Source organism: Neobacillus sedimentimangrovi (genome assembly GCF_010614825.1).
In the GTDB taxonomy this organism is placed as follows: Bacteria; Bacillota; Bacilli; order Bacillales; family Cytobacillaceae; genus Neobacillus; species Neobacillus thermocopriae.
Window position 1 is genome coordinate 13443 of the sequence record NZ_JAAFZF010000027.1, and the last position, 16581, is coordinate 30023.

Here is a 16581-nt window from a genome sequence, read left to right on the forward strand (position 1 = left end):
TAGACAGCCCCGTTTTTTGTTTATTCCGTTTTGCTACCTATTGAAACATATGAACGCTTAACCCTCCCCAACCTCTGTAGGTGAATATTCCCGGCTTTTCCTAACACGCATTGTTTATTGGACAATTGAATTTGGAGATTTATATTTTGTCACAAAATTTTCACCATTCCCCCTGTCCTTTTTCTATCTTTCTACCTATATAAGAGTTGAAAAGTATTTTTAGAGAAAGGATAGTGGTTGAACATGGCAAGGTATCGAATGGTGCGTACAGAGTTTTGGAAGAATCCGATTGTTTTGGAAGAGATGACGCCTGAGGATAAATATTTTTATCTGTATCTTTTAACAAATCCATATACGACTCAAATTGGCATCTATCGTATAACGAAAAAACAGATGGCTTTTGATTTAGGATATTCGATGGAGAGTGTAAATGCATTAATGGAACGATTCACAAACCATCATCAATTGATTCGATACAATCCAGAAACAAGAGAGCTCGCCATTAAAAATTGGGGAAGAGATAACTTGCAGAAAGGCGGAAAGCCAATCATGGATTGTATTTTATCCGAATTAAAAGACGTCGAGGACCTTTCCCTTATCCTTTATGTTTCAGCATCGATCCCTAAACAAGAAATTCGAAATCTCTATGAATCTTTTTACGAACAAGAAATGAATTTGACTTCTGATCCCGTTGACAAAAAACCAAACAGAACAGAAGAAGAAATGATTGACGATACGTTTGTGACTCGTCATACGATACGTGGGCAAAAACAAAAAGAAAAAGAAAATAAAAAAGAAAAACAAAAACAACAACAAAACATATATCCAGATGTACAGAGTTATTCAAACTTAGAGCCATCTTTATCGGTATTCCAACAGTCAGAAGAGGTAAAAGAAATTATTGAGTTTTGGGATGCAAATGGATTTGGAATTTCAAACATATATGCGAAACAACAGCTGTTGTCGTGGTTAGATGATTCAAGCTTTTTACAGCCAAAAGAAATGATTTTAAAAGCGATGCATATTGCATGTGCAAACAACAAGCGAAATCTAGGGTATATTGTTGGGATTCTCAAAAACTGGGAAAATAAATCTTTATTGACAGTAGAAGAAGTGGATTCGTCTGAAGAGTACCCACAGTTTGAACATAAAGCTCGGGGGAAAGCCCATTCTTTTTCTGGCGGAAGAGTGATTCCAAATGAATTTACACTTGATCTCACAGCAGGTGAAGAATCATGAGTATCGTTGAAAAAACGTTCCTAGGAAGCTTGATGAAGGCGGAGTATTTACTCAAAGATACCGTGGTTCGACCCGAACAGCTTGAAAGTACGCGCCATCAAGAATTAATGCGTCGGTTTCTGGAATTCAACCAATCTGGTAAAAATATTGATTTGCTTACGTTGACCACTTTACCTGATCTTGAAACATATGGAGGGATGTCTTATCTTGTAGAGCTCCAATCGTATGCAGATATAGAAAATATCGACAAAACGGAGAAGCTCATTCTTGAACAATGGAAGGAACGGGAGAAACGGAACATTTTGACGGTTGCTGCCATGAATGATTGGGAGATTGCGAAGGTGATTGCCGAATTGGATAAAATTAACCAGTCGAAGATGGAGGATCATACCCCTTTAACACAATCGTTAGCCAAAATGTATGAAGCACCTTGGGAGGACCGGAAGCCACAGACAAGTGTGACCACAGGTATTAAAAAATTGGACGAAGTAACAGGAGGCTTTCAGAAAGGGGAAGTAACGATTCTGGCAGCAAGACCATCAATGGGAAAAACGGATGTGATGCTTCATTTCGCCAAAATGTCGGGATGGGCAGGGTATTTGCCACTCGTATTTTCCCTGGAAATGCCTGTGGGGCTGATCACATCCAGATTAATAGCTTCAACGGGAGGATTTAACCGGATAAAAATGCGGGATCCGAAAAAAATGCTTACACCCAAACAGAAGAAGAAATGGTCAGAAGTGATTGCCGATCTCAATGAAACCAATATACAAATTTTTGATGGGGCTGGGCAAACGATCCCGGAAATGAGAGCGAAAATACGAAAAATGATGCATCAATATCCATCCAAGAAACCGATCATTTTTATCGATTACTTAACACTGATCCCATCGGGCCAATTTTATGGAGGGAATTCCCATTTACAAGTAACCGAAATATCGAAATCTCTCAAAATAATGGCAAAAGATTTTGAATGCCCTGTGATCTGTTTAGCACAACTGAATCGTTCGGTAGAATCGCGAGCGAATAAACGGCCGTTGATGTCAGATATTCGGGAATCGGGCAGTGTGGAACAGGATGCAGATGTCATATTGTTCTTATATCGTGAAGCGTATTATGACAAGGAAACTCAGAATCGCTCTCTTGAGATTATCGTGGCGAAAAACCGAAATGGCCCAGTGGGTACCATTGCAGTGAATTACAATGAGCATACAGGTGCGATTGACAATTTAAAGGAATAGAGCGTCTAGCTGGAAAAGGCAATACATAGTTGGAAGCAATAACAATTACGAGGTGTTTCGGTATGTTGGTGAGTGAGTTGTACGAGGAATGTTTACAATCTGGAGTCTCCACTTTGGCTCATTGCCTTTATTATTTGCTTATGGAGAAGAAAATTTCATTACACGACGATATATCCAACATCCATTTCAATCAAATGGATCGGCAAAAAATAGAGGAATTGATTCGAAAAAATGTGTTGGGGCTTCATAAGATAGGGATCTACTCCTTGAAGGTGAACAAGAAGGATTTTGTCTTTATCTTTGCAGCCAACAAAGAAGAGGCAATCGAATTTTTTACCAACACCTTTCAACAAGCTCCATTGAACTGTCACGAATATCCACTTGATTTTCAAATAGAAAGAGGAAATGAGGTGATTTCGTTTCGGGAAATGAGAAAAGAATTTGAGCGATTTCCGGCGATAGCGGGGTATTTCCGTCGAGACTGGTGAGAAGGGGGAAAGGATGGTTACAAGTCAATTTGCGTTTTTTCATCCTTCCTTCGATAAAATTGTAACCGCCGTAATTGAACCGGCGGTTACTTCGTCCCTTATTTTCTTGTTAATTGCGCTTTCTTACGGTCAATGGCTTTTAGATCGAATCGGTCGGCATTCATGACCTTAACCCAAGCAGAGATAAAGTCGTTCACAAATTTCTCCTTGTTATCATCTTGAGCATAAACTTCGGCAATGGCGCGTAGAACAGAGTTGGATCCAAACACAAGATCCACTCTCGTTGCTGTACGTACGACTTTTCCTGTTTTGCGATCACGTCCTTCATAGACGTTTTCGCCGACTGGTTTCCATTCCACGCTCATATCGAGAAGGTTGACAAAGAAGTCATTCGTGAGTTGACCGACGCGATCCGTAAATACGCCATGCTTCGTTCCTCCAAAGTTTGTACCTAGAACACGCATACCGCCAATTAGAACGGTCATTTCTGGTGCTGTAAGGCCTAACAGTTGAGCTTTATCAACGAGTAACTCTTCTGGACTTACACTATAGGATTTCTTTAAATAGTTTCGGAAACCGTCCGCCACAGGCTCCAGCACGTTAAAGCTTTCGACATCGGTTTGTTCGAGCGTGGCATCACCTCGTCCTGGGGCAAAAGGAACCGTTACATCAAAGCCAGCATCTCTTGAGGCTTTTTCAATGGCAGCACAACCACCCAGGACAATCAAATCAGCCAAACTGACTTCCACATCCAGTTCTTTTTGGATGTTTTCCAATACTTGAAGGACTTGAGCCAATTGTTCGGGCTCATTCACTTCCCAATCCTTCTGTGGAGCAAGTCGAATGCGGGCGCCAGTGGCTCCTCCGCGATGATCGGATCCACGGTAGGTGCTAGCAGATGCCCAAGCCGTAGTTACCAACCTGCTAACAGTAAGCCCTGAGTCTAAGATTTTGGCTTTTATGAGAGCAATATCATCTTCTGTTAAATCATAATTTCCTGCTGGTACAGGATCTTGCCAAATGAAATCTTCTTCTGGCACTTCTGGACCCAAATATCTCGTTTTAGGTCCCATATCACGGTGTAATAGTTTAAACCAAGCACGGGCAAAGGCATCGGCAAACTCCTGCGGATTCTCATAGTAACGGCGGGCAATCTTTTCGTATACTGGATCATGACGCAAGGCCATATCGGCAGTGGTCATCATGGTTGGTACTTTAATGGATGGATCTTCTGGATCGGGTGCCAGATGCTCCTCAGCCGGGTCTACGATCATCCACTGCCATGCTCCAGCAGGGCTCTTTGTTAACCACCATTCATATCCAAACAACAGCTCAAAATATCCATTATCCCACTTTGTTGGGTTGGCGGTCCAAGCCCCTTCAATCCCACTTGTAATTGTGTCACGGCCTTTGCCTGAACCGTACGTGCTCAGCCACCCTAATCCTTGGGCTTCAATAGGTGCCGCCTCCGGTTCCGGACCGACATGGGAAGGATCTCCAGCACCATGGGCCTTACCGAAAGTATGACCTCCGGCTATAAGGGCCACGGTTTCTTCATCATTCATCCCCATCCGTGCAAATGTTTCACGAATGTCTCTTGCTGCCGCAATAGGGTCTGGTTTACCATTTGGACCTTCTGGGTTTACATAGATCAGTCCCATTTGGACCGCTGCCAATGGATTTTCAAGCTCTTGATCGCCTGTGTACCGATTATCACCAAGCCATGTTGTTTCGGATCCCCAATAAATATCTTCTTCCGGGTGCCAAATGTCTGGGCGTCCAGCACCGAAACCGATGGTTGGGCCACCCATCGATTCAATCGCTACATTCCCTGCCAAAAGCAGCAAGTCTGCCCATGAGATTTTATTGCCATACTTTTGCTTAATCGGCCATAGGAGTCTTCTTGCTTTATCAAGACTGGCATTGTCCGGCCAGCTATTGAGCGGGGCAAAACGCTGGTTGCCTGTGCCGCCGCCACCTCGTCCATCACCAATACGGTATGTACCGGCAGCGTGCCACGACATGCGAATAAACAAAGGACCGTAATGCCCATAGTCCGCTGGCCACCAATCTTGACTATCGGTCATAAGTTTACGAAGATCTTGCTTCAGGGCTTCATAGTCTAACTTTTGAAATTCCTCCGCATAATCAAAGTCTTCTCCCATCGGATTTGATTTTCGATCATGTTGATGAAGAATATTTAAGTTTAAGGCATTTGGCCACCAGTCCCGATTGGTCGTACCACTTGATTTGGCCTTTGTGGCACTACCGTGAAATGGACATTTTTCGTTTGAATGATTGTTCTTCAAATCCATTAATCTTATCACTCCTTCTATGAAATTAAGGTCAATAGGTGATTCATCTAGTTTTTTACATAAAAACTAGCATGATATTAATTATTTATGAGTGCACTTGGAAGAAAATGATGAATTGCAACAACTAATTCATGCGGGTTTTCGTCTACTTGATGGTGAAAAAGGGGTACGAAAGGAAGAAAATTAAATGTTACTTTTTGTAAATAAATAATTTTCTGACATTTATTATAAAGCTATTGAAGGAGGTATAGCAAATGATATGCCTAGGCTGAAGTAATAGGGTAAATAGGAAGGAGAAGCGAACTATATAAACAAAACTAATCTGCTTGAATAGTTATTATTTGTGTGGAATTTTTCAAAAGAATGGAATAGACTTTCAATTCATACTTTACAGATAGGAATTTAAGGTTTATAATGCAATTAATCTTATTCAATTGTTCGAACGAATCGTGAAAGAGGTGTTTCGGGATGAGAAGAAGTGATGATAAAAAGCGACAAAAACTAATTAATAAACTTATTTTCTTAAATGTATACGACAAAGATGATCAAAAACTTTATGAGATGTCTCTTTCAAAATTAAAAAATGAATATAGAAGATATCGATCACAAATACATCCTCATGGGGAGTATGGATCCATTCAATTTGTATAATAAAAGGATGGATAGGAAAAAGAATTCCCATTTGGTACGGCCTCATCACTGGTGCAAATCCTTTATTTGCCTTCCTATATGATCCTTTTCTCCAAATAAGATTGGTGGCAAAAGACTGGCTGGCGGGTTCACATCTACATAGCCTTGCTAGCCAAATGATTGCCACCTAAATGATTAAACCCCAATTAAATCAAAGTATTTCCTTCTTTCAATCAATCATTTTTCCTAAGTGCTCCTGCTTCTCGGGAAGTGATCGCACCTTGTCCAGCACTGACATCATGTTGAATTTCCTGTTTCACTTTTTGGGCATCGGTACCCGCAAAGTCTGGTTGCATAATCGAATTTGCGCTTAACGTCTTATTTGTTTGCTGTCTCTTTTGCATTTCGATCCTCCTCTCTTATCAGGATTCATGTTTATTATGAACACCGATAAGGAGAAACATCCTAAATTGACTATTTATATAAATACAAATTAGTTTCCGTCACTGTTTTTACATCCTTATTGGCAAACGGTGCCACATAAAGATAAAACGAAGCATATATGGCAAGAATAATAGTTAGATAGAGTGGTATTAATAGGAATCGATTTTTCTTCTTTTCTTTCGCTTTTTTATACTTTTGTAAACTAACCACCTTATTGTTCTTGCTCATGCTCACTCATCTCCCGCCTTTATATTATTATTCCTATCATATATCATTATCAGAATTTTGTAAAAATTAAATATTTCCGAGGGCGTATATTTTTTTAAAACATTACTTTTAAACTTATCAGAAAACTCGAATGTGAGAGGGAGACGATTAATATAGTAGTGGTAACGGGCTATCAATGACTGATGAATGAATAGAAAGCTTCTAGAATAAAAGAAAGAATGATGTGATTGATCAAGGGAGGGATTCCATGCTGCATATTGTAGCGTGTATTAAGCAAGTGCCTGATACGAAAATTATTAAGTTGAATCCGAAAACAAATACGATGGACCGCCGGACGGCTCCAGCCATTTTAAATCCATATGATGCCCATGCGGTGGAAGAAGCGGTTCGATTAAAGAAAAGATATGGAGGGACTGTTTCTGTTGTGACAATGGGTCCACCTCCTGCCGTCAGTGCCATAAAAAAATGTATTGAAATTGGCGCGGATGAAGGGTATTTAATCACCGACCGTCGATTTGCAGGAGCCGATACATTGGCAACAAGTTATGCGGTGACAAAAGCGATTGAAAAAATCGCTAAAACAAAGCCCGTCGATCTGATCATCTGCGGAAAAATGTCTATTGATGGAGATACAGGTCAAGTTGGGCCGGGAATCGCAAGAAGACTTGATATCCCACCATTAACTTCAGTGAACAAAGTAGTGGAAATTAATAAAGAGGAAGGTTATGCCATCGTCCACCGCAAGTTAGAGGACGGATATGAAGTCGTCCGTTCCACTTTGCCATGTTTGTTTTCTGTTGAAAAAACGATTAACGAAGTACCATACTCACCCCTTCCAAACATGATCAGAGCCGCTAGATATAAGCCGCATATTTGGTCTGTCGATGATTTGGAAGGAGTCGATGTGAAACAGCTTGGTTTAAAAGGGTCCCCAACGATCGTCTCCAAAGTATGGGCTCCGCCGAAACCAACAGGAGGGACATTTATAGAAGGAAGCCCAACGGAGCAAGTGGAACAATTACTCTCTATTATTCTTGAAAAGAAAGAACTGTTCGAACAAAAGGGGGAAAGGTAAGTGAATTTACAAGATTATAAAGGTGTTTGGGTTTTCATCGAACAAAAGGACGGAGTAGTTGCCCCCGTTTCCCTTGAGCTTTTAGGAGCGGGGAGGAAATTGGCTGACAAACGGGGAGTGGAATTGGCGGGAATTTTGATCGGGGAAAATGTTAAGCCTTTAACAAAAACCGTGTTTGAATATGGTGCAGACACTGTATATGTATATGATCAACCAATCTTTAAACATTATCGGACGGAACCTTTCATGAAGGCACTATTAGAATGTACGGAAAAATATAAACCAGAAATTATTCTCTTCGGTGCCACGTCAACCGGTAAAGACCTGGCAAGTGCAGTAGCTACGGATTTGCCGACAGGTTTGACAGCAGATACGACAGAGCTCGATGTGGAGGAGGAAACAGGGTTATTATTGGCGAGTCGACCGGCATTTGGTGGAAATATTATGGCAACTATTTTATGTAAAAAATACCGACCTCAAATGGCGACCGTACGAGCCAAAGTCATGAAGGCGCTTGACCCGGTGCCAGGAAGAACAGGAAAAGTGGTGGAAGAAACGATATCCTTACATGAAGAAGAGATTCGGACAAAAGTGTTGGAAATTGTGAAGGAAACGGTAAAGAAAGTAAGAATCGATGAAGCGGATATCATTGTCGCTGGCGGAAAAGGAATGGGAAGCTATGAGGGATTTCAGCTCATCCACCAATTAGCCGAAACTCTCGGTGGAGCAGTTGGTGCCAGCAGGGATGTCGTGGAAGCAGGTTGGATTGATCATGCTCACCAAGTGGGGCAAACCGGCGTAACGGTAACACCAAAAATCTATTTTGCGATTGGTATTTCTGGCGCCATTCAACATATCGTCGGGATGAAAAATTCCGGATTAATTATTGCGATTAATAAGGACAAAGAAGCCCCTATATTTCAAAACTGTCATTATGGAATCGTTGGTGATGCCTTAGAAATTATCCCACTTTTGATCGAACAGTTTAAAAAGGAATTAGGAAGAGAAAAGGTGAGTCAAAAAAGTGGTTCAACTTTTTAATTAAAAACAGGGGCCAAGAGGGATTTCCGCTCTTGGCTAATTATTTATTCTATTTTATAGGGGGATTTGAGGAGAGGATTACGATTTTTGATTCAAGGGGCTTATTCATTATTGGATTTTGAGTGCGATTCTTCATGGCTCTGCTTGAAGAGTTGGTAACCTGAAAGAGTGGCATCACCAGCAATTCCGGCAATGAAAGAGAGGATGATCGTTTCTACATAAGAACGAGGAGAGGTATACAATACGAGAAGAAGAGCAGCAATGGCACCTAGAAGCCATTCTTCGAGGAAACCGAGATACAAAAACTTTTTTGTTCGACGAGGCATAATCAATTTGCCATGTTTCCGAACATGTCCAACAATGCCTACAGTTCCACCAATTACAACAGAGAAAATAATGTCATCTACCACTTGTTTCTCACACTCCTTAAGCCTGTATTTTTGACCTAAGGTAAATCTTGGTGTATTACCATTATATCAAAATTGGAAAATTTTGATGATAAAAGTATTTTCAAAATTCAAAAGAATATGAATTTTAATTTTTACCATGAGAAAATTTTCCCAACATTTTTTTATGAAAGGAAGAATAGCTTGGCTTCATTTAATGCTTATTTTTGGGAGTTTTGAGACGCCTGTTGTTGATGGAACATAGGATTTAAGGGAGATTTTGATTAAAATTATACTTTTTTTCCAAACTTGTCAATTTGATCATTTTGATGATTCATCCTTTACTGCATAGGGAATCTCATTCTTGAATGGAAATGAAAGAGTAGTATTTTTGTATTAAAATAGGAAGGTTCATAAAACAGCAATACAGTTATAATAATTTTGAAATTTCAAATAAATATATGGTAAGATGGAGTCAAATAGAAGGATTTAAAACTATTATTTTAAAAAAAGTTGTGGCATTTTCTATTTTTCGAATGGGGGAATATATACACATATGTCAAAAATATCATCTATTCTAAAAGGTTTGCGTCTCCCGGTCATTGGTGCACCGATGTTTATTATTAGTAATCCGAAACTTGTCATTGCTCAATGTAAAGCGGGGATTGTTGGATCGATGCCGGCACTAAATGCCAGACCTGCTTCCTTGCTTGATGAATGGTTAGCCGAAATCACTGAGGAATTGACCGCGTACAATGAAAAAAATCCGGAGCGGCCGGCTGCCCCATTTGCGATCAATCAAATCGTCCATAAATCCAATGATCGCCTTGAACAGGATGTAGAACTATGTAAAAAATATAAAGTTCCCATCATCATTACCTCTTTGGGAGCACGCGAAGATGTAAATGATGAGATCCATAGTTATGGTGGAATTGTTTTTCATGATGTCATTAATAATACGTTCGCCCATAAGGCCATATCGAAAGGAGCCGATGGGTTAATTGCAGTTGCGGCCGGAGCTGGCGGTCATGCAGGGACAAAGAGTCCGTTCGCATTGATTCAAGAAATCCGTCAATGGTTTGACGGTCCGCTCGCTTTATCCGGCTCTATTGCTACAGGTGGGGCCATCCTTGCAGCCCAAGCGATGGGGGCTGATTTTGCGTATATCGGTTCCCCGTTTATTGCTACACATGAAGCCAATGCAAAAGAGGAGTATAAACAGACAATTGTTGACTCGACGTCTGATGATATTGTTTATACCAACTTATTTACGGGTGTGCATGGAAACTATTTGGCCCCGTCCATTCGAGCAGCAGGGTTAGATCCTGATCATCTCGCTGAAAGTGATCCTTCCAAAATGAGTTTTAAAGGGGATGCCCAGACCAAGGTGTGGAAGGATATTTGGGGCTGTGGTCAAGGAATCGGTGTTATTCATAAAATTACCGGGGCAGGAGACTTTGTAGAGAAACTTTATTTAGAATATATGGAAGCGAAAGAGCGATTATTACAAGAAAAACGACCAACCATCAATGGCTGAAGATTGATTTAATCGAAATTCAACGTGATAGAAGTAAAATTCCAATCATACACTCTTTTTATAAATGTTCATTAGGGAGAGAAAGTCATGATTTATGAAAGGCAAAAGGCAATGATGCTCGCTGAACAAATTCGGGGTTTGATCGATTTTGTCCAAAAAACGTATGAAAATCCAAATAACCTTTACCTTGATAAAGACAAATGGTTTCAAATCAAACTTATCATCGAAGACTTTAAGTTTTCCATCATTGCTGATGAATTGAAAAGAGTGAATGAATATGATTGGGATGGCAAGTACACATATTATTTGGTAGATCATTTTACAAAGGGTTTCTATATCATTGATGAGTATGTAAACAATCACTATGATGAATTATTTCTACTTACAGCCAGGTTTCATGCATTAAGGAGCCAGCTAGTTTTATTTCACAAAAATGAATAACGTTTCGGTGCGGTTTTCGTTTAAATAGGTAATGACACTGGAAGGGGCTGTCCGGAAAGTGGTATTTCAGCCGAAATCTTTATAAAAGCAAAACCCAAGAATGCTGTTAAATCAACATTCTTGGGTTTTTAATTTGGGTTCATTTTTCTCTTAAATGGACTTTTTAGACAGCCCCTTGTTTATCGTTAACACTCATGATTTTTATGAAGATGTAGTGACGGTGGAATGAGCCAACCTTTTTCTTTATTTAAGCGAAGGACTTTTGCGCCTAACTGCGCTTTTTGGATATGGAATTGTCCATACATCATGGCAACGTCTTCTCGAATGGACTGTCCGATGATTTGGCTGCAAGTTACTAATCCTGCAGCAATATCCGCTGAGAGGGTGGCTGCAATAGCCGGGTCAGGGATTCTAGCCCCGACTGGAATTTCTTCCAAACATGCTTCCGGTGGTTCTGGGGATGCAGGGGGCAATCCAACTCCATTTTCTTTTAATAATGCTTCGATTTCTTTCTTTTCTTGTTGTGCTAATTCAATCGCTTCTTTTAACAATTTTTTTAAATCCTCGTCCCCCGCATGATTCAACATGGTTTGATAAGCGGCGATTTTACCGTTTCTAATTAAATTGGATGACCATATATGAAAGACCTCTCCATAATGTAAAGGTTCTTCTTTAGGATTTCCACTTAAAATTCCCATCGTTAACCTCCTGACAGTGTTTGCAATTTTGTTCATCATTCGTGCCACCTTTCTTTTAAGCACAACGTTAGTTTTATTAGGACGTTAAAAATTAAATATCCCTTTTAAAGGGAATACAAAAAAACGCTCATTGCTTGAAAAAAGCAATAAGCGTTTCGTTCTCTCCATCAACAAATCAAATTACCATTTTACCCCAATTAAAATACTGCTAACTCCTAGAAAAATCCAAAAAATTTTCATTAAGGAAAGATCGCCAGACAAACCAAGTACACCAATGGTAGTCGTTATAACCAATACCGTGGGACCGACAAAGGCGAGGGAACTATTAATGATTAATGCTTTTTCCACTGTATGGAATTTAATCATTAAAAACGCTGCAAAAATTTCAATACCCCCTGATAAAATTCGTAATAAGGCCATACCTAATACCGCTTTTTCAATAAAAATAAACATTTGTACCTCCAAAAAAAATCGTTATTACACATTGTATGAGATGGAGCTTCATAGAAGGACAAGTTTTTTTAAGTTCAAACTTTGGTTTTGCTTCTACTGTCTTAAAAAGGGATAATTTTCAAATTGTGGGTTAAATTATAAAAAATATTCTTTCCGAGGTTGTTTCCATGAAAAAATTGTTGAGGAAGAAATCGACTAAAAATCAGGCATTGGCTAGTGATGAAACAAATAAAAATGTTGAACCAAATATTATGGAAAATATTGAAATTTTGAAAGAGTTATTTAAAGACTGTTCAGATATCGTCTTTCGTCCTTTTCTTGCGGGAAGAAAGAAGGCCTATTTGCTGTTTGTCGATGGTTTTATCAATACATTAGCGGTTGAGTTAAATGGTCTTCGCCAATTATTAGATGAATTACAGGGCGAGCGGGTAACAGCGGAAATACTTAAAGAAAAAATGATTTCCATTAGCTCGATTGATGAAACGACCGAACTCGATGAAGTGGTCAGTAATGTGTTAAAAGGAAATACCGTTTTGTTAGTGGATGGGGTATCAACGGCCATTATTTTTGATGCAAAGGGAGGAGACAGGAGGACGGTCTCTGAGCCGACAACGGAATCGGTCGTAAGAGGGCCGAGAGAAGGATTTACGGAACGGATTAGAACCAATACGGCTTTAGTTCGTCATAAAATCCGTTCGAATCGCTTGAAAATTTTAGCAAGAGATATTGGTGAAGAAACGAAAACACAAATTGCCATTTTATATGTGGAAGGCCTGGCAGCCCCCGAATTAGTGAAAGAAGTATTATCAAGACTAGATCGGATTAAAACTGACAGTATATTAGAAAGTGGATATATTGAGGAGTTTATTGAGGATAGTCCTTGGAGTATGTTTCCTCAAATTCAAAATACGGAGCGACCGGATACGGTTGCAGCTAACCTCCTTGAGGGGAGAGTTGCCATTATCGTTGATGGAACCCCCTTTGTCTTAATCATGCCGGCGACCTTCTGGCAGTTTTTTCAATCAAGCGAGGATTATTATGGACGTTACCACATTTCAGTTTTTTTAAGATTGCTTCGAGTTTTTTTCTTATTTATTGCCCTTACCTTACCTGGTATTTACGTGGCTGTCACGACATATCATCAGGAAATGATTCCTACTTCCTTGCTATTTAGCATAGCAGCAAGTAGGGAAGCCATTCCGTTTCCTATGTTTGTAGAGGCATTAATCATGGAAGTTTCGTTTGAGGCTTTGCGCGAAGCGGGGGTTCGGCTTCCACAGGTAGTTGGACAGGCAGTGGGAATTCTTGGAGCTCTTGTCATAGGGACAGCTGCGGTGGAGGCCGGTATCGTTTCGGCACCAACCGTTATTATTGTGTCTATTACGGGAATCGCCTCTTTTACGATCCCAAGATTTAATATGTCGATTTCCGTTCGTATGCTACGTTTCCCATTAATGATTTTAGGCGCGATGTTTGGATTTTATGGCGTCATATTGGGATTTCTTCTTATCTTAACACATTTATGTAAATTACGGTCATTTGGGATTCCGTATTTTTGGCCGTTGGCACCTATATCATTTAAATCCTTAAAAGATGTCCTTATACGTGTACCTTGGTGGGCAATGAACCGAAGACCGGATCAATTTGTGAAAGAAGATCAGCAAAGACAAGTCGATCATTTAATGCCATCGCCTCCAAAGATGGGGGAAGGAGGGGATCCATCATAAAGAAAATACTGATTATATGCCTTATAAGCATTGTTGTATGTCTAACAGGATGTTGGGATCGCACAGAAATTAATGACAATGCTTTTGTTGTGACATCTGGTATAGATAAAGCGGGAAACAAAAAATATCGATATACGGTACAAGTTCCTCTGCCAAGTTCCATGGGAGGAGCAGGTTCTAGCGGCGGTGGCGGTGGAACCAGTGGAGAAGGCCCGGTGCTTATTGCACAAGGAACAGGAAAAAACATAAGAGAAAGTATGGAAGATGTACAACTTCGATTATCAAGAAAATTATACTTTGCCCATCGAAGAGTTTTAGTCATTGGGGAGGATTTGGCTAAGGAAGGAATTTCAAAGTCATTAAGGGCTGTCGTTATTCAGCCGGAGTCTAGATTATCTACTCTGCTCCTTATTTCCAAAGGGGATGCCATTCAAGTATTAAAAGCACAACCCAGAATGGAACAGTATTCAGGGGAAGCCCTTCGTGAAATGGCAAAGGCAATGGCCAACAAAACGGTTAAGGATACACTTATAGATTTGGACCGGCCTGGAAAGGATCCGGTCATCCCATTCGTTAATGTGACAGGATTAATAAAAGAGGACAAGAAAGGAAAAGAATTAGAAATAGAGAAATTTGCAGTCTTCAAGGGGGATAAGGTGTCTTTTATTACGAATATCGAGGAAACACAAGGTATTTTGTGGTTATTAGAAAAAATGAAAAAGAAATCTTTTACCTTTTCAGTGTCAAAAGATAATGAAATGACGATTAATATTTTGGAAAATCAAGTGAAACCTCAGTTCACGGGGAATGGTGCCTATCCTTCGTTCCATTTAAAAGTGAGGGTAACAGGGATCCTCATTGAAAATGAGGCCAATCTTCGAATTGAAGATCCGAAAACCTATCAATTGGTGAAAAGGAAAATGGAACAAGAAATCAAACGGAATATTCAGTCCGTGATCAAACACTCTCATTCAAAGGGGGCTGACATTGTTGGTTTTGGTTGGCACCTCTACAAGACGCGTCACCAAAAATGGCAGGAACAATGGAAGAATGATTGGGAACAGAGACTACCCCATGTAGATGTATCAGTCGATGTAGATGCAGATATTCAAAGAACGACAAATTCGGGGGAATGGAAGAAGGAATGATGATATGACCATAGGTGTAATTTTCGTTTGGATAGCACTAGCCATTTATGCCATCATTATTTGGAAAGCCAAAATGATCGATAAGAAAGAACGAAAATGGGTCATTCTTGTTCTTGCCTTGGCCATTGCTGTTTCAGTTCTAGCCATGCAAAATATGTTTTTAAATGGGATTACCTCTTTTTTGGGTAATACGTTTGGAAGAATAACGAGATTGGTTGTGAAAATATGACACAAAAAATTTCAAATTTTCAGTTGATTGTTTTAGTAGCTAATTTTATCCTAAGTAGCTCTGTTATCACTTTGCCTCAGATCATTATCCAAGTAGGGGGACAAAATGCATGGCTTGTTCCCATCATCTTATATCCTATTTTTTTACTAATGATTTTTCTGATTTTCGGAAAAACATCAAAAGATGAATACAAGAATTTATTTGCTATTGGAAAACAAGGGAGACTTTTAGAAAAAGGGTTTGTCTTCCTTTTTCTCCTATTTGTATTTCTTATTCTTTTACGTGATTTACGGGCGATGATCGATTTTATCTCTTCGGTTCTATTACCCAACACTCCAATTGATATATTGATGATCCTCTCCATCCTAGTAATTGTCTATATTGCTATGTCAGGGCTTGAAGTGATTGCTAGGATCAATGGGATCCACTTCTTTCTCTTAACGATCGTGACCTTAATCATTCCTTTTCTGTTAATAAATGAATCGGAAGTGGGCAATCTTTTACCACTTCCTAATTTCAGTGTGATCAAGGCACTTCTACAGTCTTCTTTCATTGGTTTTTCATGGTTGGGAGAATTTCTGTTATTTCTTCTTATTATAGGGAATGTCAATCCGATAAAAGCAGCACGAAGGGCCGTCATTCAAGGAACAACTCTTGGATTTTTCCTTTTTTTTCTTGTTTTAGTTTTTCAAATCCTAGTACTAGGAACAAAAATTGTGACGGAAGCAACGTATCCTGCTTATATCCTTTTTCAACAAATCCATCTAACGGATTTTCTTGATCGACTAGATTTATTTATTGTTGCTATTTGGCTTCCCACCATTATCACAAAAATTGCATTTTTGTTTTATGCATTCAATCATTGTTTAAGCATTTATTACAAATCGAACACAAATAAATTTTTATTTCCGATATCTTTTATTCTTGGGTATCTTTCCGTTCTTTTATTTAAAAACAGTATGGAACATCTCCATTTTTCATTTGAAACTTGGTGTTCCCTTGGATTGATATTGGAATTCATGATTCTCATCTTGTTTATTATTGTAAAAAAGTCAGCAAAAAGGAAAGGATTATCCAATGAATCGAATTAAAGGAGGGGGCTGTCCGGAAAGTGGTATTTCAGCCGAAATCTTTATAAAAGCAAAACCCAAGAATGCTGTTAAATCAACATTCTTGGGTTTTTAATTTGGGTTCATTTTTCTCTTAAATGGACTTTTTAGACAGCCCCCTTATCGTTGATGAAGGGACCTTCATCTTGGGG

The 16581-nt window shown here is 39.5% G+C and carries 18 protein-coding genes; 12 read left to right on the forward strand and 6 right to left on the reverse strand.

Translation table 11 applies throughout. The features are described from left to right. Positions 1-243: 243 nt before the first annotated feature. The 3 genes from GZA11_RS10150 (at position 244) to GZA11_RS10160 (ending at position 2968) form a co-directional block, all read left to right on the forward strand. Complete coding sequence (locus GZA11_RS10150) at positions 244-1239, forward strand: DnaD domain protein (protein ID WP_235212146.1); 996 nt, start codon at positions 244-246, stop codon at positions 1237-1239. Then, positions 1236-2480: a replicative DNA helicase gene (locus tag GZA11_RS10155; protein ID WP_163183686.1), complete on the forward strand. Its 1245-nt coding sequence runs from the start codon at positions 1236-1238 to the stop codon at positions 2478-2480. Before GZA11_RS10150 ends, GZA11_RS10155 begins: the two co-directional genes overlap by 4 nt. Positions 2481-2542: 62 nt before the next feature. Next, on the forward strand, positions 2543-2968 hold the full coding sequence (locus GZA11_RS10160) for a hypothetical protein (protein ID WP_163183688.1): 426 nt from the start codon (positions 2543-2545) through the stop codon (positions 2966-2968). Between the two features lie 98 nt (positions 2969-3066). On the opposite strand, the gene katG is transcribed toward GZA11_RS10160, so the two are convergent. Further along, positions 3067-5283 carry a catalase/peroxidase HPI gene (katG, locus tag GZA11_RS10165; protein WP_163183690.1) on the reverse strand — a complete coding sequence of 739 codons (2217 nt, stop codon included), beginning with the start codon at positions 5281-5283 and terminating at the stop codon, positions 3067-3069. A 468-nt stretch (positions 5284-5751) separates the two neighbouring features. On the opposite strand from katG, the gene GZA11_RS10170 reads away from it, so the two are divergent. Next, complete coding sequence (locus tag GZA11_RS10170; protein ID WP_163183692.1) at positions 5752-5934, forward strand: Fur-regulated basic protein FbpA; 183 nt, start codon at positions 5752-5754, stop codon at positions 5932-5934. A 212-nt stretch (positions 5935-6146) separates the two neighbouring features. On the opposite strand, the gene GZA11_RS16500 is transcribed toward GZA11_RS10170, so the two are convergent. Together GZA11_RS16500 and GZA11_RS10175 are read right to left on the reverse strand one after the other, a co-directional pair. Next, a complete protein-coding gene (locus GZA11_RS16500; RefSeq protein WP_200878207.1) occupies positions 6147-6317 on the reverse strand; it encodes a hypothetical protein in 171 nt (56 codons plus the stop codon). Between the two features lie 70 nt (positions 6318-6387). Beyond that, entirely contained in the window at positions 6388-6585 is a 198-nt protein-coding gene (locus GZA11_RS10175) for a hypothetical protein (RefSeq protein WP_038541387.1), read from the reverse strand. Between the two features lie 247 nt (positions 6586-6832). On the opposite strand from GZA11_RS10175, the gene GZA11_RS10180 reads away from it, so the two are divergent. Next, positions 6833-7660, forward strand: coding sequence for an electron transfer flavoprotein subunit beta/FixA family protein (locus GZA11_RS10180; RefSeq protein ID WP_163183694.1), 828 nt, complete (start codon positions 6833-6835; stop codon positions 7658-7660). Beyond that, positions 7661-8701, forward strand: coding sequence for an electron transfer flavoprotein subunit alpha/FixB family protein (locus GZA11_RS10185; protein ID WP_163183696.1), 1041 nt, complete (start codon positions 7661-7663; stop codon positions 8699-8701). It abuts the gene before it with no gap. 101 nt (positions 8702-8802) lie between these two features. On the opposite strand, the gene GZA11_RS10190 is transcribed toward GZA11_RS10185, so the two are convergent. Then, positions 8803-9111, reverse strand: a complete 309-nt coding sequence (locus GZA11_RS10190; protein WP_163183698.1) for a DUF4257 domain-containing protein — start codon at positions 9109-9111, stop codon at positions 8803-8805. Positions 9112-9643: 532 nt separating this feature from the next. Here GZA11_RS10190 and GZA11_RS10195 point away from each other — a divergent pair. Together GZA11_RS10195 and GZA11_RS10200 are read left to right on the forward strand one after the other, a co-directional pair. After that, positions 9644-10624 (forward strand): NAD(P)H-dependent flavin oxidoreductase, encoded by a 981-nt coding sequence (locus tag GZA11_RS10195; RefSeq protein ID WP_163183700.1) that lies wholly within the window; start codon positions 9644-9646, stop codon positions 10622-10624. 87 nt (positions 10625-10711) lie between these two features. Continuing rightward, entirely contained in the window at positions 10712-11065 is a 354-nt protein-coding gene (locus GZA11_RS10200) for a hypothetical protein (protein ID WP_163183702.1), read from the forward strand. A 185-nt stretch (positions 11066-11250) separates the two neighbouring features. On the opposite strand, the gene GZA11_RS10205 is transcribed toward GZA11_RS10200, so the two are convergent. After that, positions 11251-11763 carry a DUF3231 family protein gene (locus GZA11_RS10205; RefSeq protein ID WP_163183703.1) on the reverse strand — a complete coding sequence of 171 codons (513 nt, stop codon included), beginning with the start codon at positions 11761-11763 and terminating at the stop codon, positions 11251-11253. Between the two features lie 180 nt (positions 11764-11943). After that, complete coding sequence (locus GZA11_RS10210) at positions 11944-12216, reverse strand: YqhV family protein (protein WP_163183705.1); 273 nt, start codon at positions 12214-12216, stop codon at positions 11944-11946. A 167-nt stretch (positions 12217-12383) separates the two neighbouring features. Between GZA11_RS10210 and GZA11_RS10215 the strand changes: the two genes are divergently transcribed. The 4 genes from GZA11_RS10215 to GZA11_RS10230 are packed head-to-tail and all read left to right on the forward strand — an operon-like array spanning position 12384 to position 16411. Further along, the gene (locus tag GZA11_RS10215; protein ID WP_163183707.1) at positions 12384-13943 is read left to right on the forward strand and encodes a spore germination protein; all 1560 of its coding nucleotides are present in this window, start codon (positions 12384-12386) and stop codon (positions 13941-13943) included. After that, positions 13832-15091 (forward strand): Ger(x)C family spore germination protein, encoded by a 1260-nt coding sequence (locus GZA11_RS10220; RefSeq protein WP_163183709.1) that lies wholly within the window; start codon positions 13832-13834, stop codon positions 15089-15091. Before GZA11_RS10215 ends, GZA11_RS10220 begins: the two co-directional genes overlap by 112 nt. Positions 15092-15095: 4 nt before the next feature. After that, positions 15096-15320, forward strand: coding sequence for a hypothetical protein (locus GZA11_RS10225; protein ID WP_038541415.1), 225 nt, complete (start codon positions 15096-15098; stop codon positions 15318-15320). Next, positions 15317-16411, forward strand: coding sequence for a GerAB/ArcD/ProY family transporter (locus tag GZA11_RS10230; RefSeq protein WP_038541418.1), 1095 nt, complete (start codon positions 15317-15319; stop codon positions 16409-16411). Before GZA11_RS10225 ends, GZA11_RS10230 begins: the two co-directional genes overlap by 4 nt. Positions 16412-16581: the final 170 nt, after the last annotated feature.

Coding starts and splice junctions, on each gene's coding strand:
- GZA11_RS10225 (WP_038541415.1), top strand. CDS start 15,096: ATGACCATAGGTGTAATTTTCGTTTGGATAGCACTAGCCATTTATGCC.
- GZA11_RS10210 (WP_163183705.1), bottom strand. CDS start 12,216: ATGTTTATTTTTATTGAAAAAGCGGTATTAGGTATGGCCTTATTACGA.
- katG (WP_163183690.1), bottom strand. CDS start 5,283: ATGGATTTGAAGAACAATCATTCAAACGAAAAATGTCCATTTCACGGT.
- GZA11_RS10150 (WP_235212146.1), top strand. CDS start 244: ATGGCAAGGTATCGAATGGTGCGTACAGAGTTTTGGAAGAATCCGATT.
- GZA11_RS10205 (WP_163183703.1), bottom strand. CDS start 11,763: ATGGGAATTTTAAGTGGAAATCCTAAAGAAGAACCTTTACATTATGGA.
- GZA11_RS10180 (WP_163183694.1), top strand. CDS start 6,833: ATGCTGCATATTGTAGCGTGTATTAAGCAAGTGCCTGATACGAAAATT.
- GZA11_RS10155 (WP_163183686.1), top strand. CDS start 1,236: ATGAGTATCGTTGAAAAAACGTTCCTAGGAAGCTTGATGAAGGCGGAG.
- GZA11_RS16500 (WP_200878207.1), bottom strand. CDS start 6,317: ATGCAAAAGAGACAGCAAACAAATAAGACGTTAAGCGCAAATTCGATT.
- GZA11_RS10170 (WP_163183692.1), top strand. CDS start 5,752: ATGAGAAGAAGTGATGATAAAAAGCGACAAAAACTAATTAATAAACTT.
- GZA11_RS10195 (WP_163183700.1), top strand. CDS start 9,644: ATGTCAAAAATATCATCTATTCTAAAAGGTTTGCGTCTCCCGGTCATT.
- GZA11_RS10230 (WP_038541418.1), top strand. CDS start 15,317: ATGACACAAAAAATTTCAAATTTTCAGTTGATTGTTTTAGTAGCTAAT.
- GZA11_RS10200 (WP_163183702.1), top strand. CDS start 10,712: ATGATTTATGAAAGGCAAAAGGCAATGATGCTCGCTGAACAAATTCGG.
- GZA11_RS10160 (WP_163183688.1), top strand. CDS start 2,543: ATGTTGGTGAGTGAGTTGTACGAGGAATGTTTACAATCTGGAGTCTCC.
- GZA11_RS10175 (WP_038541387.1), bottom strand. CDS start 6,585: ATGAGCAAGAACAATAAGGTGGTTAGTTTACAAAAGTATAAAAAAGCG.
- GZA11_RS10215 (WP_163183707.1), top strand. CDS start 12,384: ATGAAAAAATTGTTGAGGAAGAAATCGACTAAAAATCAGGCATTGGCT.